This window comes from Faecalicatena sp. Marseille-Q4148 (genome assembly GCA_018228665.1).
GTDB lineage: Bacteria > Bacillota > Clostridia > Lachnospirales > Lachnospiraceae > UBA9414.
The window spans coordinates 1817278-1838978 of the sequence record CP073692.1 but is presented as its reverse complement, the minus strand read 5'-3'; the positions used below and the strand labels follow the sequence as shown (position 1 = coordinate 1838978).

Here is a 21701-nt window from a genome sequence, read left to right as displayed (position 1 = left end):
GGTGAGAACAATGGCACACGACAGGGAATTTCAAAGGAAGCGCAAAGATACCCGGATGCCGGTGCGTGATTCCCACGGGGAAGATCAACCGGCAGCCAGGCAGACCGAACAGGATTTTGACCTGCGCAGGGCACGGGACACCCCTTCTTCTGTCAACGGCAAGACACACAGGCAGGACATCCCTGTACAGACGGAATTTTCCCATCTGTCACCGGAAACACCGGTGTCCTTGCTGGAACAGGGCGAGGCTTATGCAGCCGCTTTGGATGTTTTTTCGGATCGCTTTGAGATACCGGATGTTGCCGGAACAGAGTCCCCGACACAGGAAAACGGGCGAAGCAATTTCCGGCAGGAGGCTTCCAGGCGTTCTTTTGTAACAGAGGATGTGACAGACCATGATACCGGAAAATATGCTCCTTCTTCCGAAGGCTCAGCCACACCGGACAGCACAGACAGATCCGGTCAGGAACACCGTTACCGGACACATCAGCATGGGAACAAATATCAGCAGCGTTTTCAGGAAGCGGCACAGGCGGAGGAACAGGCAGCGCAGAAGGAAAAGTGTGTGGATAGCGAACCGCCAAAAACATCCAAGCTGGAATTTACTGCGGATGAACTACCGCCGGAGACAGAGGATAAAAAGCTCACCCATGCAAGACGGAAGGCGGAACGGACTGCACAAAAAGCAGAGCAGGCACAAAACCGACTGCCGGCCCGGAAGAAACTGCGCATGGGGACGGTTTCCGACCCGGAGACCGGAAAAGCCAAAAAACACTTAAAATTTGAAAAGGAGGTTAAATCCCAAAAGGCCCATGTAAAAGGACCTGTACCCCTGCGTCCGGTCAAGGCGGGCGCCAATACTGCCATTGGTTACGCCCATAAAAAGATTTATGAGGCAGAGGATGAAAATGTGGGGATCAAAGCAGCCCACCGCTCTGAACTTGTGGGCGAGGCAGGGCTTCGCACGGCATATCACCGGCATAAAACCGCTCCCTACCGAAAGGCAGCAAAATTACAGCAAAAATCAGCAAAGGCGAACGCAAGACTTGCCTACCGGCAGGCTCTTAACGAACACCCGGATCTGAAGAAACATGTGCTTGCCCGGATGTGGCAGAAACAAAAACTGAAAAGGCAGTATGCCAAGGCTGCCCGTGAAGCCGGGAAACAGGCCAAAAATGCCGCAGTCGCAACAGAGAGGGTCAGCGTCGGTATTGTCCATGCGGTCAAACGGCACCCTGTGATCTGCCTTGTCCTCCTGCTTCTCCTTTTGGTAATTTTCCTGATCACGTCCCTGTTTTCCACGTTCTCCAATATCGGGACCGGCGGTTTGGGAAGTCTGGCTGCTTCTACCTATCTTGCAGATGATCAGGACATCAACCAGGCGGAGCTTACCTATACCGAGTGGGAAACGGATCTGCAAATGGAAATAGACCGGGTGGAATCAGACCGCCCCGGCTATGACGAATACCGGTATAACCTGGGCGCAATCGAGCATGACCCGTATGTGCTGATGGGGTATCTGACTTCTGCTTATCAGGGATTTACTTACGATGAAGTGGAAAGTGTGCTGCAGCAGCTTTTCCAGGAACAATATACCCTGTCCTTTTCAGAAGAAACCGAGATCCGTTATCGCACAGAAACTTCCGTTGACCCGGAAACCGGAGAAGAAACCCAGGAGGAAGTGCCTTATGAATGGCGCATCTTAAATGTCAAACTCACGGTTATACCTCTGGAAAACCTGGTCGTTTCCCGGATGAACGCAGACCAGAAAGAGATCTGCGAGATCCTGCTGCAGACAAAAGGAAACCGCCAGTATGTCAAAAATGTCTTTGGCACCAACTGGCTCCCTTATGTGACCAGCTATTACGGCTACCGGGTACATCCCATCAGTGGGGAAAAGAACTATCACACCGGTGTGGACATCGGAATGCCGGAGGGCACAGAGATCCTTGCCGGGCATGACGGAACGGTCACCCTTGCGGGAAATGCCGGCGGTTATGGCTTATGTGTTGCCATTGAAGGCGAGGCATACGAAGGACATACCCTGACGACCAAATACGGGCACTGTTCCCAGATCCTTGTTTCTGTCGGGCAGGAAGTCAAAGCCGGGGATGTGATCGCAAAGGTCGGAAATACCGGAAATTCTACCGGTCCCCACCTGCATTTAGAAGTCCTGGTTGACGGCCAGTATTTGAATCCCCTGTATTTTGCCGATACCGGCGATACCAGCGAACGGCACCTGCCGGAAGTTGGTTCAGGCGGCACAGGAAACTACTTCGATTATGACATTCCACCGGAAGCCCTTGCAGATGAACAGTTTGCCGCAATGATGGCCGAGGCGGAAAAATATCTTGGCTATCCGTATGTATGGGGAGGCGCAAGCCCTTCCACTTCCTTTGACTGTTCCGGCTATGTGTCCTGGGTGATCAACAACTGCGGCGTTGGCTGGAATTTTGGAAGGCTGACCGCGGATGGTCTTTTAGGTGTATGTACGCCGGTATCAAGTGCGGATGCAAAACCGGGCGACCTGATCTTCTTCCAGGGAACCTACAACACCAGCGGCGCAAGCCATGTAGGAATCTATGTGGGAAATGGAATGATGATCCACTGTGGAGACCCGATTTCTTATGCAAACATCAATACAAGCTACTGGCAGCAGCATTTTTATACATTTGGGCGTCTGCCTTAACAGATTGGAGGTAATAAATTGAATCCTAAAATTGAAAAACTGGAAAAGGAAATTGAAAAGACCAAAACAAAGATTGCGGAAATGCAGGCAAAGCTCCATAAGCTGGAGGAACAGAAAACAGAACTGGAAAATACCGATTATGTGGCGGTGGCGCGCAGTTTCAAACTGACGCCCCAGCAGCTTGCGGATTTTTTGAAATCACAGCAGGCAGCCCCTTCGGAAACTGTTTTACCGCAGGAGAAGGAGGATGTGCATGAGGCTTAAAAAACTTTCCCTGCTGCTGGCGCTTACGCTTCTTGTAAGTGTCAGCGCATTACCTGTAACGGCTCATGCCGGCGGTTCCAAAGACACCACACCGCCAACGCTGACTGCTTCCCTGGAGGGCGATGCCCTGAAAATAGAAAGCAGTGACGATCTATCCGGCGTGGAGGCGGTCTTTGTTGATGAAAACCGTATCAACTCCCTCACCGATGGGAAAGCGTCGGTTGCACTAAAAGATTATGCAGGAACAGAAAAACAGGTAAGCATATACGCAAAAGATTATGCCGGCAACCGTTCTGATGTGGTAAAGCTGGATAATCCGTATTACAAAGAACCGGCTCCTGAAAAGAAACCTGCTGCGGCAGCACCCCAGAGTCCGTCCGGTACACAGACAAAACCGCCTAAGGAAGAAAAACCTTCCGGCTCAAACGCTGCAACCCCTTCCGGCGGCGGAAATTCTTCCGGTTCAGATAACAGTACCGGACAGCAGGAAAATACTTCTGCGATCCCGGAAGGTGCATTTACCCCGGAAGGCACCGGAACGGTACAGGACAATATCAGCGGTACGGATGGGGAAAAACAGTTTTACACCATCACTACGGACGCGGGCAATGTCTTTTATCTGGTGATCGACGGGAAACGGGAAGATAACAATGTCTACTTCTTAAACGGCGTCACAGAGTCCGACCTGATGGCGCTTGCAGAAAAGAACAATGGCAGCATGAGCATGATTCCCCAGGAAGAAAGCTGCAGCTGCACCGAAAAATGTGAGGCAGGAAAAGTCAATACCGGCTGTCCGGTCTGCAAAAATGACTTGAGTGGCTGCAAAGGAAAAGAAAAGCCGACGGAAACCGAAAAACCGGCTGAACCGGAAAAGCCGAAGAAAGAGACCGGCAGTGTCGGCACGATCCTGTTTATCCTTGCTGCCTTACTTGCGGTCGGCGGGATCGGTTACTATGTAAAAATCGTGCGTCCGAAACAGCAGGCCGAGGACGATGCGGAATTTGAGGATGACGGTTATGGAGAAGGCTTTGACCCGGATGAGGCATACGGGGAACCGGAATATCTTTCCGAGGATGATTTTGACGACAAGGACAGCAAATAAGGCTGTCCTTTTAGATTTTATGAAAGTGAGGATTTTTTCATGGAACATATCATAACCAGGCGCCGCGGCTTTCGCAAGCTGTTGGCGTTTTTGCTTTGTATGGCAAGCATTTTGGGGCTTCTTCCGGCTCAGGCTTTTGCCATGTCTGTCGGACAAACGGCAAGCTCCTGGCTGGGCGACCAGTATGTGGGCTCTGATGGAAACCACTACCGCGCCCCGGCACCTTACACCTATCTTGCCTACCATGCAGACGGAACCATCGACGTACACACCAGTTCCGGGGGCAATGCTTACCGGCACTATATGCTGACGGATTCTGACGGGATCAGCCATCAGGTTTACTGTGTGGAGAGCGGGATTCCTTACCATACTTCGGAAAACACCTATGTTTCAGAAAGCGGGACCAACAGCCAATACCTGAACCTGCTTCCTGCCGAGGCAAGGAGGGGGATCACCCTGACTGCGATCTATGGCTGGAAACCCGGTGCGGCGCTCCCTGTTTCCGGGATCAACGAGGATGACTATAAGATGGCAACCCAGATCATCCTTTGGGAATACCAGCAGCAGCTTAGAAGCGATCCGTACAACCGCCACGGAAACGGCCACGCAGATGGTGACCAGTATTTCAGCGTGATCGCCGGACGACCGGCTGAAAAAGCCTATGACTGGATTCTGGCACAGGTCGCTTCCCATTCCACAGTCCCTTCCTTTACTTCTTCTAAGAAAAGCGAAGCACCGGAACTGGAACTGAAATGGGATGTAGAAAAAAAGGTCTATACCCTGACGGTCACAGATACCAACAACTTGAAGATCGACCTGGAGGCTTTGAAAGGCAGCGGCGTTTCTGTGACAAGAAACGGAAATGAATACACCTTTACCAGCAGGCAGATGATGATGGACCCGGTGCTGTTTGAATTCCGAAAGAATATCCCGGTGGCAAATGACATGCTGATCTGGGGCAGACCAGGCTACCAGACCATGATGACCGGCGCCAGCGATCCGGTTTCCTTCTTTGTAAAGATCAAAACGGAAACTTACGGTACTGCAAAACTTGTCAAGACCAGTGAGGACGGCATTGTTTCCGGTATCACCTTCCATATTTCCGGTACGGACATTTTGGGAAATGAAGTCAATGAGGAAGTCACGACCGGAGAAAACGGCCAGATTGAAAAGAAGCTCCTGCCGGGAACCTATCTGGTAAAAGAGCTGCCGGTGGACCGCTATGTGACCCCTTCCGCACAGTACGTGACCATTGAAAGCGGACAAACTTCTTCGGTACATTTCAGCAATATTCTGAAGAAATTTCGCGTCCATGTGGTAAAGAGTGATGCTGACACCGGAAATGCTCAGGGGGATGCCACGCTTGCAGGGGCGGCCTATGGGATCTTCCGTGATGGCGAACTGATCGACACTTATACTACCGGACCGGATGGCAGCTTTATGACCCGCTATTATGTATGCGGGGATGGCTGGACGATCCGGGAAATCGAACCGAGCACCGGGTATCTTCTGAATGAAACCATTTATGAAGTGGGTGCATCCCCTTCCCTGTATGAAGTGGAACTCAATGCCACAGAAAATCAGGTGACGGAAACGGTTATTTACGGAAGTATCCAGCTTGTCAAGCACACCGATGACCTGGACCCGGATGTGCCTGAGGGCGAAAATACCGACGATCCCAATGCTGGTATCATCGAACGCCCGGAAGCAGGCGCAGTCTTTGAAGTTTACTTAAAGGCAGCCGGGAGCTATGACGCGGCAAAGGAAAGTGAACGTGACCTTCTTACCACGGATGCGGATGGTTTTGCTTCCAGTAAACCGCTTCCTTATGGACATTATACGGTCCATCAGATCGCAGGCGAGGAAGGCAAAGCCTTTGTCCCGGACTTTACGGTATTCATTTCCTCTGACGGAAAGACTTACAGCTATATCCTGAACAACCGCACCATCACAGCCCGTCTGAAAGTTGAAAAATGTGACGCAGAGACCGGAAAGATTATCCCTGTGACCGGAACCGGTTTTCAGATCAAGGATCTTTCCACCGGGGAATTTATCACCCAGACCGTCTACTATCCGAACCCGGAAACACTGAATACCTTCTATGTTTCTGACGAGGGCTGGCTGATGCTGCCGGAGCCTTTGGCCGCCGGGGATTATGAACTTTATGAGGTAGCTGCTCCTTACGGCTATGTGCTTTCCGACCAGCCGGTACCGTTTACCATTGACGGCAGCGAGGCGGTTGTGACGGTCACGCAGTACAATATGCCGCAGAAAGGCCAGCTTACCATCACAAAGACCGGAGAAGTATTTGCTTCTGTCCAGGAAAACGACGGACTGTACCAACCGGTATATGAGGTTGCCGGACTTCCTGGAGCGGTCTATGATGTGATCGCAGATGAAGATATTTATACCGGTGACGGTACCTTGCGGGCAGAAAAAGATATGGTTGTGGAAACACTTACGACCGGCGAGGACGGCACAGCGAAAAGCGGGTCTCTCTATCTTGGCCGTTATCGTCTGGAGGAACGTCAGGCGCCTTCCGGCTGTGTGTTGAATCCTCAACCGGAATATGTGGAACTGACCTATGCGGGTGAGACCATAGAGGTTACACAGACAGCGGCCGGTCTTTATGACGAACGCCAGAAAGTGGATGTCACACTTTTCAAGGCAATGGAGACCGATGACCTGTTCGGTCTTGGCATGAACGAGGAATATAAGGATATTTCCTTTGGACTTTATGCTTCCGCAGACCTGACGGCGGCAGATGGCAGCGTAATCCCGGCAGGTGGACTTCTGGAAGTGGTCTCTGTTTCGTCTGAGGAATCCGGCGGTTACAGCGCTTCCTTCGCTTCCGACCTGCCTTTTGGCAGCTATTATGTCAAGGAACGCACAACCAACGGCGCCTATATCCTTTCGGATCAAGAATATCCGGTTGTCTTTGAGTATGCTGGTCAGGAAACCGCCCTGGTACAGATCCTTGTCAATGAAGGCGAGGCTGTTTCCAATGAACTTCTCCGTGGGCGTGTAGACGGTGTAAAAGTCGGGGAAAACCCGGAAGGCGGCGAGGATGTCACGCTTGCCGGTGCGCTCATGGGTCTGTTTAGACCTGATACCGAAGAATTTACTGAAGAAAATGCGCTGCTTACTGCTATTACCGGAAAAGACGGCAGTTTTTCCTTTGAGAACATTCCTTACGGACACTGGATCGTCAAGGAGATCTCTGCCCCTGACCTTTATACGGTAAGCCCGCAGCAGCACCATGTATATATCGGTGCAGACGGACAGCATATCGAGATCCGTGTGGAAAACACCCTGATCCGCGGCAGTGTGCAGGTAACTAAAACCGAAGCTGTGGAGGAACCGTCCCCTGTGGAAAAGGAGGATAAGAAAGACAAGAATTCTTTCCTGCGCTTCCTGCCCGGTGCAGTGTTCGACCTGTATGCGGATTCCAACGCCAACCAGGAATATGATCCTGACGATCAAAAGATCGGTACGCTGAAAGAAACCGATGCAGGCTATCATACGGCGGAAAACCTTCTGGCTGGCGGCTACTTTATCAAAGAAAGCAAAGCGCCGGAGGGCTATCAGCCTGACTCAAACGCTTACTATTTTTCCATCACAGAAGATGGACAGGTCGCAGTTGTGGAAAATGGAGAAGCCGGGCACGGGTTTACCAATGAGGCTTACCGCGGCAACTTAAAGATCACAAAGGATTCCAGCGACGGGCGCAAAGATGGTTTTGCCATCGAGGTTAAGAGTGCGGACGGCTCCTACTGCGAGACATTCACCACTCCAAAATCCGGCGTGATTGAAGTTAAGGGCCTTCGTGTCGGTATTTATACCGTAACAGAAGTTGCAAACCGGGCAAGCAAGGATTACATCATTCCTGATGCCGCTACGGTGGAGATCAAGGCAGATCAGACATCTACAGTCCAGTTCTTTAATGAAAAACCGGAAAAGCCGGATAACCCAAAGAACCCGGAAAAGCCTTCTGTTCCCTCCAATCCTTCCACCCCTCAAAAGCCGGTACCGCAGACCGGGGATGATCCGTATATTTTCCTGTATGGCGGACTGCTGGCAGCCGTACTGATCGGTGGCAGCGTATTTGCTGTGTATTATTTCAAAAAGGGAAAATACAGCAGGACTTCCCCGAAAAGAACGGCTGTCGGGGTTTCTGTCCTTTCACTCTGCGTTCTGGTGGCTCTTGGCAGCGGTTTTTTGGTGTTCCGTGACTTGAACCAGTATGCTGAGAGTAAAGATGCCTATCGAGATCTTGCCGGATATGTGGAAGTACCGGAGCAGACAGCTTCCCCGGAGTCGGCACCCGATCCGACAGAACCAAAACGGGACGATGCCGATATTGTCCTGCCTTCGGTAGACTTTGAAACGCTCCGTGAAAATGGACCGGACATCATCGGATGGCTTTCTCTTCCTGATACGGTGCTCAATTATCCGGTGACGCATACCGACAACAACGAGTATTACCTGAACCATCTTTATGACGGGACCTATAACAAGGTTGGCTGCCTGTTTGCCGACTATGAAAACCGGGCAGATTTTTCAGACCGCAATACGATCATTTACGGTCATAATATGCGGGATGGTTCCATGTTTGCCTTGCTGAACCGGTACGATGAACAAAGTTACTTTGATACTCACAGGCAGATGTATCTCGTTACTCCGAAGGGGGGTTATGTCATGGAGATCTTTACGGCATTTGCAGCAAAACCGGAAGAATCCGGCAGTAAAACTTCTCCCTGGCAGCTTTCCTGGAAGGATGACGGTGCTTATACTACCTGGCTTACAGCTATGAAGGAACGTTCTGCGGTGGAAAGTGATGTGACTGTGACCTGCAGCGATAAGGTACTGACCCTTTCTACCTGTACGCCGGGCGGCACAGGACGCTTTCTTGTCATGGGAAAACTCGTGAAAGTAGATAACGAAATATAGATTTTAGACGGTGCGGGGGCAAAAGCTCCCGCACCTGCTGTTTACAAGGAGGATTTTATTTTATGGTAAATACCATGATTTCCATTCCCGGCTATGTCCATCTTTACCGCTCGCTTTTGCGGTTTTACGACATGCCGGAAAATGAAGTCCGGGAAATGCTCTATCTTCTGAATACGGCAAACCTGGACTGCTATGAGTATTATCACCCGGACCGCAGTGTGATCCAGAGCGGACCGGTCGCTTTTTGCGGATGGCTGGAAACGAAAGACTGCCGCCCTTACCGCACAGAGGTACAGCTTTACAAATCGCTGCTGTTTTTGAAGCGCAGCATTGACCGTGACCTGATCGTATCAGCTCAAAGGGAGGCTCTGCAAACCCTGCGCTGTATTATCTCCAATCTGGAATACCGCTTTTATAAAGCCTATGGCATGGAGATCGAGGACAAACGCACGGTCTATGGGGAATGTACCTACCGTCTGGTTCCCAGGGAGGATGAACCCAGCGTGTGCCTGATGCACGACTGGATCTACCTGCCAACTGCCTGATGTCACGAATAATATATAAAATATGTGACATATATGAAAACTGTACTGCCTTGCAAAATTTTTGATTTTTGATGTATAAATCAGATTTTTAATGGGAACACTCAAAATAAGAGGAATAGGACCTATTGCAATCATGTCACGAATAATATATAATATTCGTGACATGAAGGGAGGCGGTATTGTGGACAACGGATATACAAAACGAATACGAGAGCGTGTTCTTTCTCTTGAAGATGGAACTGTTTTTGTGATGTCTGATTTTGCGGATATTGCAGATACATCCACTATTCGTCAAAGTTTAAGCCGTTTAGTGCAATCAGGAACATTGCGCCGTATTTTGAAAGGAGTTTATGAAAAACCAAAATATAGCAAACTTCTGGATGAATATGTGGCGGCAGACCCGGAAGCGGTGGCGAACGCATTGGCACGAAGTTATCACTGGACGATTGCCCCATGTGGGAATACAGCATTGAACCTGTTAGGTCTTTCAACACAGGTAACAGCAGTATGGTCCTATATCAGCGATGGTCCATATAAGACCTACGAGTGGAACTCTACAAAGCTGGAATTTAAGCACCGGACCAATAAGGAGATTACCGGATTGTCCTATATGACAAGTTTGGTTATACAGGCATTAAAAACGCTTGGCAGATCGAATGTTACGCCAGAAGTCATACAGATGCTTTCCGAAAAACTGACAGACAAGGATAAACAGGCTTGTTTGAAGGAAGCAACCGAGTCTACGGATTGGGTTTACGATACGATACGGCAGATTTGTGGAGGTGAAAAGGTACAATGAGAAATATAGCAAGACTTTCAGATAACGACCGCAGGGAGCTGTTCAGAAATACAGCAGATAAAATGGGGCTGAATGATGCCATCGTGGAAAAAGACTTTTGGGTATGTTTTACGCTGGATTATTTATTTCACCGCTCACCATGGAAAGAGTCCATCACCTTTAAGGGTGGTACCAGCCTTTCAAAAGCCTTTCACCTGATCAGCCGGTTTTCAGAAGATATTGATTTGATTCTGGACTGGCGTGTATTGGGATATGGCAAAGATGAACCATGGGAGAAACGTTCCAATACAAAACAGGATGCTTTTAACAAAGAAGCCAATGTGCGTGCAGAGGTATTTCTGTCCGAAACATTCTGCCCGGCAGTCAAAGCCGGCTTATCCCAGGAAATCGGTTGTGAAGCAAATGTCTACATAGATGAAAAGGATAAACAGACGGTCATTTTCGCCTATCCGCACCTTTTTACGAATACGGCGACTTTACAGGTGATCCGTTTAGAGATTGGTGCGCTGGCAGCGTGGACTCCTGCAAAAACAGCGCTGATCGAACCATACGCGGCAAAATATTATCCGAAGATTTTTGAGCAAAAAGAAACCGCAATCCTTACCGTTGCCCCGGAACGGACCTTCTGGGAAAAAGCCACAATCCTGCACCATGAAGCGAACAGACCGGAACATTTGGAAATGCCGCAGCGGTATTCCAGACATTATTATGATCTCTACCGCATGGCTGCAACACCGGTTAAAGAAGCTGCTTTTTCCAGGCTTGACCTCCTGAAGAAAGTTGTAGATTTCAAAATGAAATTCTATCCCAGATCATGGGCGAAGTACCCGGAGGCTGTGCCGGGCACATTAAAATTACTCCCGCCGGAATATCGGTTTGCAGCATTGGAAGCGGACTATAACTCTATGCAGGATATGTTGTATGGGGATGTTCCGACATTTGAGACAGTCATAGCAGCGGTCCAGGAACTGGAAAAAGAGATCAATACACTATAAACAATTACATATCCATTTATTTGCCGGCTATTCTAAGATGCTTTAGAATAGCCGGTTTCTTGTTTTCAAAGGAGGGATGCTATATTACGCAAAATGAAGTCAATGCCGTTTTTGACGAACAGGTGCGGCTCTGTGCTGATACCTTGAAACGGAAAACCAAAGAATACACCGGGGATGACCCGGACCGGCTGGGTGCATTTAAGGCAGCGGCAGCTTTACAGCACACAACGCCCCAGCGTGCCCTTGCCGGTATGCTGGCAAAGCATATTGTTTCTCTGTACGATATGTGCTTTGCCGAGGAAACGGTTTACCCGATGGACACATGGGACGAAAAGATCACAGACAGTCTGAACTATCTGTTCTTACTGAAAGCGATTGTAAAGGAGGGACATACCAATTAAACGAATCGAAGTAAAAATTTTGAACTGCCAGGCGGTAGCGGAAGCAGAAAAAAACATGGTCTTTGCGGCAAGGCTTACCCAACAGGGACATAAGATTGCCTCAATGGACGACCTGATGGAGCTCTACGAAAAATCATTCAGCGTTCAGACAGTAGCAGCTATGGGGGCGCTTCCCCATCCTACCATCCAGAAATTTGCGGTGATCACGGTAGCCATTGTCGGCGCCAGCAGGCGTTTTCTGGCGCAGATCACCCGCCACCAGAACGAAGTAAAATTTATGAGTGCATCGCTGCAGTACAGCAACTATACGGGACAGGCGGATTTCGCTGTCCCGTATTCTATTATGACGGCTCCGGCAGTGGTACGGGAATTGTACTTAAAAAGCTGTCATGAAAGCATGAAATGTTATGAAGCCCTGTGCACTGCCGGAAGCGGGCACGATGCGGCCGGCTATGCCACGCCCCAGGGATTACGGAATGTACTGCTCATCAGCGCCACCCCTTATCAGTGGAAACATATCATCAGCCAGCGGGTATGCCGGAGAAATACTGATGAAACAAGGATTGTGCTGCTAAAGGTCTGGAAAGAACTTTATGAACTAAGCCCTGCTTTGTTTGCCCCATCACTGACCGGGCCTTTTTGTCAGATGGATCGATGTCTGGAAGGTAAAATGACCTGCGGGCGAAAATTGGAGGCAGATATGACGCCGGAGGATATTTTAGAAAAAGACTATCCTGCTCTTTGGGAAGGAGGCTGCCGATGAAAATAAAACTGATTGACTTTGGCGTACCGGAGCACCAGCGTCCTTACCGTCCGCATGGCAATGATGCCGGAGCAGATGTTTATCTGCCCTATGACTGCACCTTACAGCCCGGAGAAATCGCCAAAATTCCTCTTGGTTTTGGACTGGAAATACCGGATGGGTATGCGGGATATATCTTTCCCCGTACCAGTATGGCGGTAAAAGGTCTGGTCTGTGAACTGCCACCTGTGGATTCCGGCTACCGTGGAGAGATCCATGCGATCATCAGCAATGTAAGCAATCAGGCGCAGTCTCTTTTTAAGGGAGCCCGTATCGGGCAGCTTGTGATCACGCCGATCGTCATTGCGGATTTTGTAACCGATCTGGGAACAGAACGAGGAACCGGCAGCTTTGGCAGTACCGGCGAATAGAAAAAGGCTGTTTGGAGAACAGTTTTTGAATACTTATCGGTATAGGGAGCGGACATTTCGAGAACATTATAAAATATAATAAAGAAAGTCACGAAAAAAGCGGCCATTACCGTGACCGCTTACTTTCTGCTATTGAGTTCTTTCATAATACCGAGGATATATTGCATGGATTGAGGATCAAGCTGTCTTGCCTCTGCAATGAATTCCTTTAAGGTTTCCGGGTAGGTATTTCCTTCATCAAAGAATTCCTGCGGTGTCACACCCAGATATTCGCAGATGTAGAAAAAAGACTGCATAGCGGGAAGTGACTTTTTATTCTCAATATTATTGATGTAGTTGTTTGCCTGACCTAACGATAAAGACATATCGCGTGCGGAAACTCCTTTTTGTGTCCGCAGCTTCGCTAATCGTTCCGGGACAAAATCTTCATACATCGCCTTCACCTCCCATTCTGTAATAGATTGTACCTCACGCCCCTTTATTATCCGCAAAAGGAAAAAGGGTATTATCGTTGACTTGCTAAATTAAATCTATTACTATATGAAAAGTGAAGAATTTTACCTATCAGATGGAGGGATGACCGATGAAAGGAAAGACTTGCTGTGTTACCGGACACAGGGATTTGCCGCAGAATGAGATCAACAAAATAAAAGCCGCTTTGGAACATGAGATCGATGCTGCCGTTACAGATGGATTTACCTGTTTTATGAGTGGCTTTGCAGATGGCGTGGATCAGTATTTTGCAGAGCTGGTGTTGGAAAGAAAGCAGACTAATCCGGCGCTGGAGCTGATCGCAGTGATCCCTTACCGCAAACGTCTGGACAGCCTGAATAAGAAAACAAGAACCCGTGAACTGCTGGAGGCTTGTGCGGATGTTGTTGTCATACAGGAAAAATATCTCCCAAGCGTCTACTCCCACAGAAACCGCTATATGGTGGAGCACTCCGACCGAGTGATCGCTGTATATGACGGACGGGAAACCGGCGGTACGGCAAAGACGATCCGCTTCACCCATCGGATGAAAAAGGAACTGCGGGAAATCCCGGTTGGAGAGATCGTCCTGCCGGATCACTTGAAACCAAAAACAAAATAGATACCTGTTGATGCGCTCACTTTGAAGTGGGCGTTTTTCTTTACCCATTTTTAGGAGGAATGCTTATGTGGAACCTGATTTCACATTTCCTTACCTTTGCCGGAGGAATGGCTTCCGGCGTTATGTTGATGTGTCTTATGCAAACCGGAAAACTTGCGGATAAAGAATTTGAAACTATGAAGGAGGAATAAAAATTGAAACTTGTGATTGCAGAAAAGCCCTCTGTTGCTATGTCACTGGCAGCAGTATTAGGCGCAACGGAAAGAAAAGACGGTTATCTCGAAGGTTCCGGTTATCTGGTGAGCTGGTGCGTGGGACATCTTTTGGAACTGGCACAGCCGGAGGCTTACAAAGAACAGTACGCCAAATGGCGGTATGAGGACCTTCCGATCCTACCGGAAAACTGGAAATATGAAGTTCCAAAGGATAAGAAAAAGCAGCTTGCCCTTTTGTGCCGGCTGATGAAGGACAAACGGGTTGATTCTGTGGTATGCGCTACGGATGCCGGGCGTGAAGGAGAACTGATCTTCCGTCTGGTCTATGAATATGCCGGATGTAATAAGCCTATGGAACGCCTTTGGATTTCCAGTATGGAGGATGCGGCGATCCGTGAGGGTTTTGACCATCTCCGTCCCGGCAGTGATTACGATAAACTCTATGATGCGGCAGTATGCCGGGCAGGAGCCGACTGGCTGATCGGGATCAATGCCACCCGGCTTTTTTCTGTCCTGTATGGTGTCACACTAAATGTCGGCCGTGTTATGTCACCGACGCTGGCACTTTTGGTACAGCGTGAGTCGGATATTGAATCCTTCATCAGCAGGCCTTTTTATGTGCCGGAAATCACCTGCGGAGGTTTTACTGCTTCCGGCGAAAAAATGACGGAACGATCCGAGGCTGAAAAAATCCGTATGGACTGTGACCACAACTCCGCTTTTGTGCGTTCTGCGGAAAAGCAGGTAAAAACTATACAGCCTCCCCGCCTTTATGACCTTACAACTCTGCAAAGGGAATGTAACCGTATTTATGGCTATACGGCTCAACAGACCCTTGATTATGTGCAATCTCTCTATGAAAAGAAGCTAGCAACCTATCCGAGAACGGACAGCCAGTATTTGACGAAGGACATGCAGGCAACCGCCGCTTCCCTGATCCTATGGCTGCGTGACAATATGCCCTTTGGAAAAGGCTGCGCCGGAGAGCCGGACATTGACCGGGTAACAGACGACAGCAAAGTGACCGACCACCATGCCATCATCCCAACTGTGGAGATTGCACGGACAGACCTGTCGGAGCTTCCTTCCGGGGAGCGGGATGTGCTTACCCTGCTTGCCGTCAGACTGCTTTGTGCCACAACGCAGGCAAACCGGTTTGAAGCGGTCACCGCTATGTTAGACTGCCAGGGATATACTTTTACGGCAAAAGGAAAGACCATCTTACAGTCCGGCTGGAAAGAGGTGGAACGGATTCACCGTATGAGTATCAGGCAGAGTGAAACGGAACACAGAGAAAATGAAGATGCCGCTCTCCCTGTGCTGAAGGAAGGACAGACTTTTGAAGCTGTATCAGCAAGTCTCCGTGAAGGGAAAACTTCACCGCCGAAACACTATACGGAGGACACACTGCTGTCCGCTATGGAGACTGCCGGTGCGGAAGATATGCCGGAAGATGCCGAGCGTAAAGGATTGGGTACTCCGGCTACCCGTGCGGCAACACTGGAAAAGCTGGTTTCTGCCGGATTTGTACAGCGAAAGAAAAAGCAGCTCATTCCTACGGAAAAAGGAAAGAACCTGATCGCAGTCCTGCCGGACAATATCAAATCTCCCATCTTAACTGCAGAATGGGAATCCATGCTGAAACAAGTGGAACATGGCGAACTGTCGGCAACATCTTTTATGGATCAGATTGCAGATATGAGCCGGACGCTGGTAAAAGAACATACTACCCCGGAAGAACGTTTTGCGGATCTGTTTCCTTCTTCCAAAGGAACTGCACACGAAGCCGTGGGGGTATGTCCCCGCTGCGGTGCCCCGGTATTTGAAGGAAAGAAAGGTTTTTTCTGCGGCAACAGGGAATGTTCTTTTGCTCTTTGGAAAGATAACCGTTTCTTTTCCAGCAAGAAAAAATCTATCACAAAGTCTGTGGCAGCGGCTCTTTTGAAAGAGGGCCGCATTTCTATGTCCGGGCTTTACAGTGAAAAAACAGGAAGGACCTATGATGCGGAAGTGATTCTGGATGATACCGGCGGTAAATATGTGAATTTCAAGCTGGAATTTCCAGTAAAGAAAGGCAGGCGTAAATGAGCGATCGAAAAACCTTTGAATATGGCGGTTATCACTTCACGCCCATACGAAAATTTCACAAAAAAGAAGTCGACTTTTTCGCCATATCGAAACGGCTGGCAAGTGACCCCAACTTAGGGCTGTGTACCTATCAGGATCGGCAAAAAGCACCTTATGATTACAAAGACTTTTATACCGTTTCAACAGACAAAGAATGTGATATTTTCCGCTGCGAAGAAAATGGATTGTTGTATGTACCAGGAAAAAATGAACTTTTTATTTACCATGAACCAAAACAGAAAAAGCGGAACTCTATCGCCGATGCCCTTTCACAGCCTAGGAATGTTACTGATACAACCGAAATTTCCAGCGGTCGGCAAAGCAGAGCCCCGGAAAGGTAGGCGTTATGGCGGAGAGAGAATTGAACCGCTCGGAGCGGGCTACGATCCGAAAGCTGGTTACGGAGCTTTGCGCCAACTATGACTCTCAGGATAAGATCTGCCTTCCTTTGAACAGTCCTTGCTATATGCTGAATAAATGGTGGACCGGTGCTTATTGCAGGTACTTTGAAAAAGCGGTGCTGCCGGTGGATGCAGCACTGGAATCAGCCATTACCGGCGAGGACACCTCCATGAGACAGAAAATATGCCCTGTGTGTGGAAAGGCGTATCTTCCTACAACTAGCCAGGCATATTGTTCTGATGCCTGCCGGATCTATGCAAGACGGAAATCCGAGCGGGAACGCAAACGTAGGAAGCGGCAAAACCAACCATGATATGTCCGCAATTTAGCCTTAAAAGTCCTTGATTTTTAAGGGTTTTTTGCACCTGTTTTTAAGGGAGCTATATAAGAATACTCCGGTGCTTTGAAATGAGGTTAAGTTGCGGACAAAACATATATTTTAACAAAAACGATAGGAGGCGATTTTTTGAATATCAACACGATTACCGCAGAGGATCTTCGTCGTATGACCGATAAGGAAGGACTGATTTTACAGGGCTGTGGCGGGGATCTGACAGAATGGGTGGATGGGATCAATGAAATGCTGACAAATGCAGGCATATTGAAAGATGGCAGTCAGTTTGAGAATGTGGCCACTTTTCAGCACGGCGAACTGACCTGTTTGCTTTACCCGTTTGATGATGTGAAACTGGATATAGGAAAACTTGCCCTGTGGCGTTTACAGACCCATGAAGTCTATGGTGGCACATGGCTGTCGGGCTTTGGGCCGAATTATTTAGGCGGATTTATAGAAACACCGGGAGCGTTGGCAGATAAACCGGATTGTCCACTGATCGGAGCAGATGGGAACATTTTTAATCTGCTGGGTATTGCTTCTCGTACTTTGCGGGAGCATGGTCTGAAAGAACAGGCAAAAGAAATGTCTGATCGGGTATTTGCTTCCGGCAGTTATGGAGAAGCGCTCTGTATCATTGGCGAATATGTCAACATCACAGATTCCGAACCGGAGCATAAGAATTCTCTCCGCCAGCAGCTAAAAGCAACAAAACTGGTAGACCCGGTAAAAAAGCAACAAACTTCCAAACAGCAGGAACGATAAGGAGGGATGCGGAATGGAAAAGAAACTGACCTATGGTGTATGGGCGGTACGAAGCAGCACTTCTATTTTCGGACCAGCACAAAGCTGGTGCAAGGAAAATGGAAAACCGTTGGAATTTGATAGCAAAGCCGATGCTGAAAACTATGCAAAGGAAGCCAACGAGCATACGACGGCAAATGTCCGATACTATGTGAAAGAAAAAGAACCGGAACCCGGTGCTGTTCGGAAAGGAACATCTCAACCGGAGCTGGATGCACGCAGCCATGAAGAAGTGACACCAAGAAATGATGCAGCGGAAAAACAAAATGAGATTCCGGGCAGACAGATTCCTTCTCAAACAGATCCGCTGGTAGAAATCCGCTCTGCGGTTCATAGTAATTACGCAGGCATGGTCGCTATGCTGGGTGCAGACAACCGTGTATATTTGGGGCGTGAGGAACGCTGCCATTATCAGGATATGCAGCCATCTTACTATGACAATCAGGACGGTTCCCTGTGTTTTGTCTGTGATCAGCCCGATATGTATTATTTTCTTTATGGAGAAGGCTGGGCGCATACCCAGACGGAAATGTTGGAACGAGGGCTTACCTTGCGCCAGTATGAAGAATTTGCGAGACTGCAAAATGGGGTCCTTGCACAGTTTACCACCCAAAGAGAAATCCTGTTTGCCGGACAGCCGTTTCAGGCGCCGGAAAGTTATCTTCGCAATGCGGAACTTTATGAGGAAGGACAAACCGGGAACTACAATATGCTGGATGGCAGGCTGAACAACGAACCTCCTGTGCGCCCGGATCTGACAGACGGACAGACGGATGAAGAAATCCGGGAGCTGGTGCCGGAAGCAAAGCCGTCTTTGATGGACCGTTTGAAAGCAGACAAACCGGAGCATGAAGCAAGGCAGATGATCCCTCCTGTGCCGGAAAGGGAACGCTGATGGCCGGGGTAAGATTTGAGGATGTAGATCTTTTGGGTGCTCTTTCCCGTATCGTAGATCTTCATACCCAACATTATAAAGAGGACTTTGACCTGGATAAGGAACTGATTTCAAAACTGGCTGTGTCAGACCGTTCAGAGGATAAACAGCTTCTTTGGATGTCACGCCCTTGCGGAACCTATACCCTGCGCGAACGGGAAGTTTATCTGGATGGAAGCCATGAAAATAAAGTGTGGCGGTTTTACCAGGAACAGACAAATGATCCCGTTTTGGCTTATGCCATCTCTTTGAAAGAAGTCAGGGACGGAAAAATATTTGGCAATCTCTATCCGCTAAATTATAGAGAACATGTGGAACGGATGAAAAAGCTGACCTGTCCAATCGGAAATGTAGCCGTTGCATTTGCGGATGGAAATGTTATCACGATTCCCTATCAGGAACGGAGACAGCTTATGAACCGGTTTATGCCAGAGCATGGAGCCCCTAAAACAATGACTTATCTGCCGGAAAATGAGCCGGAGCTGATGATGATTCTAAAACGGGAACGCTTCAAACGCAGCTATCATGCGACAGCCGGAAATCTGGAGGAATATCTTGATAAGCTGGAAAAGACCACCTTGCGGGAAAAACTCAAAAGAGCAAAGACGGTGGTTTCAACACAGGAGGTCTCATCTCATAAAAGAGGGTTGGAACGATGAAGGGCGGGCATAACAAAAAATCCGTCCGCGTCGAATTTGTCATGTCCGAACCGGAGGCCGAACTGGTAAAAGAACGCATGGCGGAACTTGGCATTACCAACCTGTCGGCATATCTGCGAAAGATGGCCGTAGACGGTTACATCATTCACCTTGATATGGGAGATATTCAGGAAATGATCCGGCTTCTCCGCATTTGTTCCAATAACTTAAACCAATATACCAGACGGGCCAATGAGACCGGCAATATTTATGCCGCAGATATAGATGACATCCGCACCCGTCTGGACAGCCTTTGGGATGGCATGGACAAACTGATCCGGGGATTTGCAAACATTTCATAAACAGCCGGAAAGCCGTTGCTTTCTTTTTGCCGTCACGGTAAAATTTTTATAAGGGCAGATGCCCTTCTGAAAGGAGGCAAAGCGTATGCGTTTGATAGGTAAATTACTGGCACTTCCCTTTATGCTGGTTACGGGGATTCTTTATCTGGTATGTAAATTTTTGGTGGTCCTTTCCGGTGCGGTACTTGGGATTCTTTCCGGGATCATCTTTTTGGCAGCATTGGTGCTGTTCTTTGTCGCAGGATTTTTGCCGGGTCTTGCCTGGCTTATGATCGCCTTTCTTATCAGTCCATACGGTCTGCCTCTGGCGGCTGCATGGCTGGTAGGGATCATTGGTGGGACAAACAGTGCCTTAAAGGATTTTATATTTGGTTAAGCAGATTTGGCGGGGCGCATAGGCAGCCCCGCTCTTTTTCTGCAATTATAACTTCTCTGATTGAAATTAAGTTAAGGAGGTGACGAAAATGGCGACCACAAGACTGATGCCTCTGCATGTAGGAAAAGGTCGGAATATCTCTACTGCGATCTCAGATATTATTGATTATGTAGAAAATCCGCAGAAAACCGATTTTGGAAAATTCATTTATGGCTATGAGTGTGATACCCGGCTTGCTGATGCAGAGTTTCTTCTGTCCAAACGACAGTATGCAAATCTGACCGGCAGAAATCAGGGTGCAGATGATGTGATCGCCTACCATCTCCGTCAGGCATTTAAGCCCGGCGAAGTTACGCCAGAAGAAGCTAATCAGATCGGCAGGGAGCTGGCACTGAAGCTCACAAAAGGAAACCATGCCTTTGTTGTCTGCACCCATGTGGATAAGCACCATGTCCATAATCACATCATTATCAACTCTACTACACTGGACTGTCAGAAAAAATTTCGCAACTTCTGGGGTTCTACCTGGGCAATCCGGCGAATGAATGACAAGCTGTGTTTGGAACATGGACTTTCGATTGTAGAAAATCCGAAACCCAGCCGGGAGCATTATGGCACATGGCTGGGGAATAAAAAGCAGCCTTCCTTTCAGGAGCAGATACGCATTGCTATTGATGCTGCATTAGAGGAAAAGCCAAAAGATTTTGAGGAACTTCTACAGAAGCTGGAAACTGCTGGGCTGGAAGTCAACCGTGAAAGAAAACATCTTCGGTTCCGAGTTCCGGGACAAGAAAATTATACCCGATGCGATACGCTCAAAGGCGATTATACAGAACAAGCCATCAAAGAACGGATTGCCGGTACACGGACAGTAAAACCCCGCCATGCCTTTTCTAAAAAAACGGTTTCCAAAGTTGGATTGCTGGTTGATATTGAAGTTGCAATCCGTTCCGGCAAGGGCCCTGGTTATGAGCGCTGGGCAAAAGTGTTCAACCTAAAGCAGCTTTCTCAGGCAGTGCTCTACTTAAAAGAACATGGCGATATGGGTTATGAGGATCTTCTGGAAAAAGCCAACGCCACTACCACTAATTTCAATACCTTATCCGTTCAGATCAAAGATCTGGAGTCAAAAATGAACGCCAATGCCGAGCTGCAAAAACAGATCGTAAACTATGCGAAAACGCGGGCTGTCTATGTAGAATATCGCAAAGCCGGGTACAGCAAAAAATTCCGAACAGAACATGAAGCTGAAATTCTGCTGCACCAGGCGGCAAAGAATCATTTTGACGAGCTGGGAATCAAAAAGCTCCCCTCTGTCAAATCTCTCCGGGAGGAATACACCGATCTTCTGGAACAAAAACGGAAAGCCTATTCTGCCTATAAGCAGGCCAAAAATGATATGAAAGAACTTCATAATGTTCGGGCCAATGTGGAATACCTATTAGAGATTTCTTCCCCACCACAACCGCAGCGCAGCACAGAAAAATCCCGTCAATAA

General features: G+C 48.6%; 22 protein-coding genes. 21 read left to right on the top strand and 1 reads right to left on the bottom strand.

What is annotated here, in order from left to right:
* The first annotated feature begins 10 nt into the window (after positions 1–10).
* The 10 genes from KFE17_08745 (at position 11) to KFE17_08700 (ending at position 12918) form a co-directional block, all read left to right on the top strand.
* Complete coding sequence (locus KFE17_08745; protein ID QUO30992.1) at positions 11–2689, top strand: peptidoglycan DD-metalloendopeptidase family protein; 2679 nt, start codon at positions 11–13, stop codon at positions 2687–2689.
* Between the two features lie 18 nt (positions 2690–2707).
* The gene (locus KFE17_08740) at positions 2708–2953 is read left to right on the top strand and encodes a DUF4315 family protein (GenBank protein QUO30991.1); all 246 of its coding nucleotides are present in this window, start codon (positions 2708–2710) and stop codon (positions 2951–2953) included.
* Positions 2943–4055: a DUF4366 domain-containing protein gene (locus KFE17_08735; protein QUO30990.1), complete on the top strand. Its 1113-nt coding sequence runs from the start codon at positions 2943–2945 to the stop codon at positions 4053–4055. The genes KFE17_08740 and KFE17_08735 overlap by 11 nt, the downstream gene beginning before the upstream one ends.
* A gap of 39 nt (positions 4056–4094) precedes the next feature.
* Positions 4095–9005: a class B sortase gene (srtB, locus tag KFE17_08730; protein QUO30989.1), complete on the top strand. Its 4911-nt coding sequence runs from the start codon at positions 4095–4097 to the stop codon at positions 9003–9005.
* A 62-nt stretch (positions 9006–9067) separates the two neighbouring features.
* On the top strand, positions 9068–9550 hold the full coding sequence (locus KFE17_08725) for a hypothetical protein (protein ID QUO30988.1): 483 nt from the start codon (positions 9068–9070) through the stop codon (positions 9548–9550).
* Positions 9551–9731: 181 nt separating this feature from the next.
* On the top strand, positions 9732–10349 hold the full coding sequence (locus KFE17_08720; GenBank protein QUO33672.1) for a hypothetical protein: 618 nt from the start codon (positions 9732–9734) through the stop codon (positions 10347–10349).
* Complete coding sequence (locus KFE17_08715) at positions 10346–11344, top strand: nucleotidyl transferase AbiEii/AbiGii toxin family protein (protein ID QUO30987.1); 999 nt, start codon at positions 10346–10348, stop codon at positions 11342–11344. The genes KFE17_08720 and KFE17_08715 overlap by 4 nt, the downstream gene beginning before the upstream one ends.
* A gap of 83 nt (positions 11345–11427) precedes the next feature.
* The gene (locus KFE17_08710; GenBank protein QUO33671.1) at positions 11428–11745 is read left to right on the top strand and encodes a hypothetical protein; all 318 of its coding nucleotides are present in this window, start codon (positions 11428–11430) and stop codon (positions 11743–11745) included.
* A gap of 55 nt (positions 11746–11800) precedes the next feature.
* Complete coding sequence (locus KFE17_08705; GenBank protein ID QUO33670.1) at positions 11801–12508, top strand: FAD-dependent thymidylate synthase; 708 nt, start codon at positions 11801–11803, stop codon at positions 12506–12508.
* A complete protein-coding gene (locus KFE17_08700; protein QUO30986.1) occupies positions 12505–12918 on the top strand; it encodes a deoxyuridine 5'-triphosphate nucleotidohydrolase in 414 nt (137 codons plus the stop codon). Before KFE17_08705 ends, KFE17_08700 begins: the two co-directional genes overlap by 4 nt.
* Before the next feature lie 119 nt (positions 12919–13037).
* Here the strand turns inward: KFE17_08700 and KFE17_08695 are convergent, their stop codons facing one another.
* Positions 13038–13352 (bottom strand): helix-turn-helix transcriptional regulator, encoded by a 315-nt coding sequence (locus KFE17_08695; protein ID QUO30985.1) that lies wholly within the window; start codon positions 13350–13352, stop codon positions 13038–13040.
* A 149-nt stretch (positions 13353–13501) separates the two neighbouring features.
* Between KFE17_08695 and KFE17_08690 the strand changes: the two genes are divergently transcribed.
* From KFE17_08690 to KFE17_08640, 11 genes are all read left to right on the top strand, one after another.
* The gene (locus tag KFE17_08690) at positions 13502–14011 is read left to right on the top strand and encodes a DUF1273 family protein (GenBank protein QUO30984.1); all 510 of its coding nucleotides are present in this window, start codon (positions 13502–13504) and stop codon (positions 14009–14011) included.
* A 65-nt stretch (positions 14012–14076) separates the two neighbouring features.
* A complete protein-coding gene (locus KFE17_08685) occupies positions 14077–14202 on the top strand; it encodes a DUF3789 domain-containing protein (GenBank protein ID QUO30983.1) in 126 nt (41 codons plus the stop codon).
* Between the two features lie 3 nt (positions 14203–14205).
* Positions 14206–16314 (top strand): DNA topoisomerase 3, encoded by a 2109-nt coding sequence (locus KFE17_08680; protein QUO30982.1) that lies wholly within the window; start codon positions 14206–14208, stop codon positions 16312–16314.
* On the top strand, positions 16311–16694 hold the full coding sequence (locus KFE17_08675) for a hypothetical protein (protein QUO30981.1): 384 nt from the start codon (positions 16311–16313) through the stop codon (positions 16692–16694). The genes KFE17_08680 and KFE17_08675 overlap by 4 nt, the downstream gene beginning before the upstream one ends.
* Before the next feature lie 5 nt (positions 16695–16699).
* On the top strand, positions 16700–17068 hold the full coding sequence (locus tag KFE17_08670; GenBank protein QUO30980.1) for a cysteine-rich VLP protein: 369 nt from the start codon (positions 16700–16702) through the stop codon (positions 17066–17068).
* Between the two features lie 192 nt (positions 17069–17260).
* The gene (locus KFE17_08665; protein ID QUO33669.1) at positions 17261–17854 is read left to right on the top strand and encodes a hypothetical protein; all 594 of its coding nucleotides are present in this window, start codon (positions 17261–17263) and stop codon (positions 17852–17854) included.
* Between the two features lie 13 nt (positions 17855–17867).
* Positions 17868–18788, top strand: coding sequence for a DUF4316 domain-containing protein (locus KFE17_08660; GenBank protein QUO30979.1), 921 nt, complete (start codon positions 17868–17870; stop codon positions 18786–18788).
* Complete coding sequence (locus KFE17_08655) at positions 18788–19486, top strand: hypothetical protein (GenBank protein ID QUO30978.1); 699 nt, start codon at positions 18788–18790, stop codon at positions 19484–19486. Before KFE17_08660 ends, KFE17_08655 begins: the two co-directional genes overlap by 1 nt.
* Positions 19483–19827 (top strand): plasmid mobilization relaxosome protein MobC, encoded by a 345-nt coding sequence (gene mobC / locus KFE17_08650; GenBank protein ID QUO30977.1) that lies wholly within the window; start codon positions 19483–19485, stop codon positions 19825–19827. Before KFE17_08655 ends, mobC begins: the two co-directional genes overlap by 4 nt.
* A gap of 85 nt (positions 19828–19912) precedes the next feature.
* On the top strand, positions 19913–20203 hold the full coding sequence (locus KFE17_08645; GenBank protein QUO30976.1) for a hypothetical protein: 291 nt from the start codon (positions 19913–19915) through the stop codon (positions 20201–20203).
* Between the two features lie 88 nt (positions 20204–20291).
* Positions 20292–21701 carry a relaxase/mobilization nuclease domain-containing protein gene (locus KFE17_08640; GenBank protein QUO30975.1) on the top strand — a complete coding sequence of 470 codons (1410 nt, stop codon included), beginning with the start codon at positions 20292–20294 and terminating at the stop codon, positions 21699–21701.

Coding starts and splice junctions, on each gene's coding strand:
- KFE17_08725 (QUO30988.1), top strand. CDS start 9,068: ATGGTAAATACCATGATTTCCATTCCCGGCTATGTCCATCTTTACCGC.
- KFE17_08695 (QUO30985.1), bottom strand. CDS start 13,352: ATGTATGAAGATTTTGTCCCGGAACGATTAGCGAAGCTGCGGACACAA.
- KFE17_08640 (QUO30975.1), top strand. CDS start 20,292: ATGGCGACCACAAGACTGATGCCTCTGCATGTAGGAAAAGGTCGGAAT.
- KFE17_08685 (QUO30983.1), top strand. CDS start 14,077: ATGTGGAACCTGATTTCACATTTCCTTACCTTTGCCGGAGGAATGGCT.
- KFE17_08700 (QUO30986.1), top strand. CDS start 12,505: ATGAAAATAAAACTGATTGACTTTGGCGTACCGGAGCACCAGCGTCCT.
- KFE17_08645 (QUO30976.1), top strand. CDS start 19,913: ATGCGTTTGATAGGTAAATTACTGGCACTTCCCTTTATGCTGGTTACG.
- KFE17_08665 (QUO33669.1), top strand. CDS start 17,261: ATGACCGATAAGGAAGGACTGATTTTACAGGGCTGTGGCGGGGATCTG.
- mobC (QUO30977.1), top strand. CDS start 19,483: ATGAAGGGCGGGCATAACAAAAAATCCGTCCGCGTCGAATTTGTCATG.
- KFE17_08690 (QUO30984.1), top strand. CDS start 13,502: ATGAAAGGAAAGACTTGCTGTGTTACCGGACACAGGGATTTGCCGCAG.
- KFE17_08735 (QUO30990.1), top strand. CDS start 2,943: ATGAGGCTTAAAAAACTTTCCCTGCTGCTGGCGCTTACGCTTCTTGTA.
- KFE17_08660 (QUO30979.1), top strand. CDS start 17,868: ATGGAAAAGAAACTGACCTATGGTGTATGGGCGGTACGAAGCAGCACT.
- KFE17_08670 (QUO30980.1), top strand. CDS start 16,700: ATGGCGGAGAGAGAATTGAACCGCTCGGAGCGGGCTACGATCCGAAAG.
- KFE17_08655 (QUO30978.1), top strand. CDS start 18,788: ATGGCCGGGGTAAGATTTGAGGATGTAGATCTTTTGGGTGCTCTTTCC.
- KFE17_08675 (QUO30981.1), top strand. CDS start 16,311: ATGAGCGATCGAAAAACCTTTGAATATGGCGGTTATCACTTCACGCCC.
- KFE17_08715 (QUO30987.1), top strand. CDS start 10,346: ATGAGAAATATAGCAAGACTTTCAGATAACGACCGCAGGGAGCTGTTC.
- KFE17_08745 (QUO30992.1), top strand. CDS start 11: ATGGCACACGACAGGGAATTTCAAAGGAAGCGCAAAGATACCCGGATG.
- srtB (QUO30989.1), top strand. CDS start 4,095: ATGGAACATATCATAACCAGGCGCCGCGGCTTTCGCAAGCTGTTGGCG.
- KFE17_08705 (QUO33670.1), top strand. CDS start 11,801: ATGGTCTTTGCGGCAAGGCTTACCCAACAGGGACATAAGATTGCCTCA.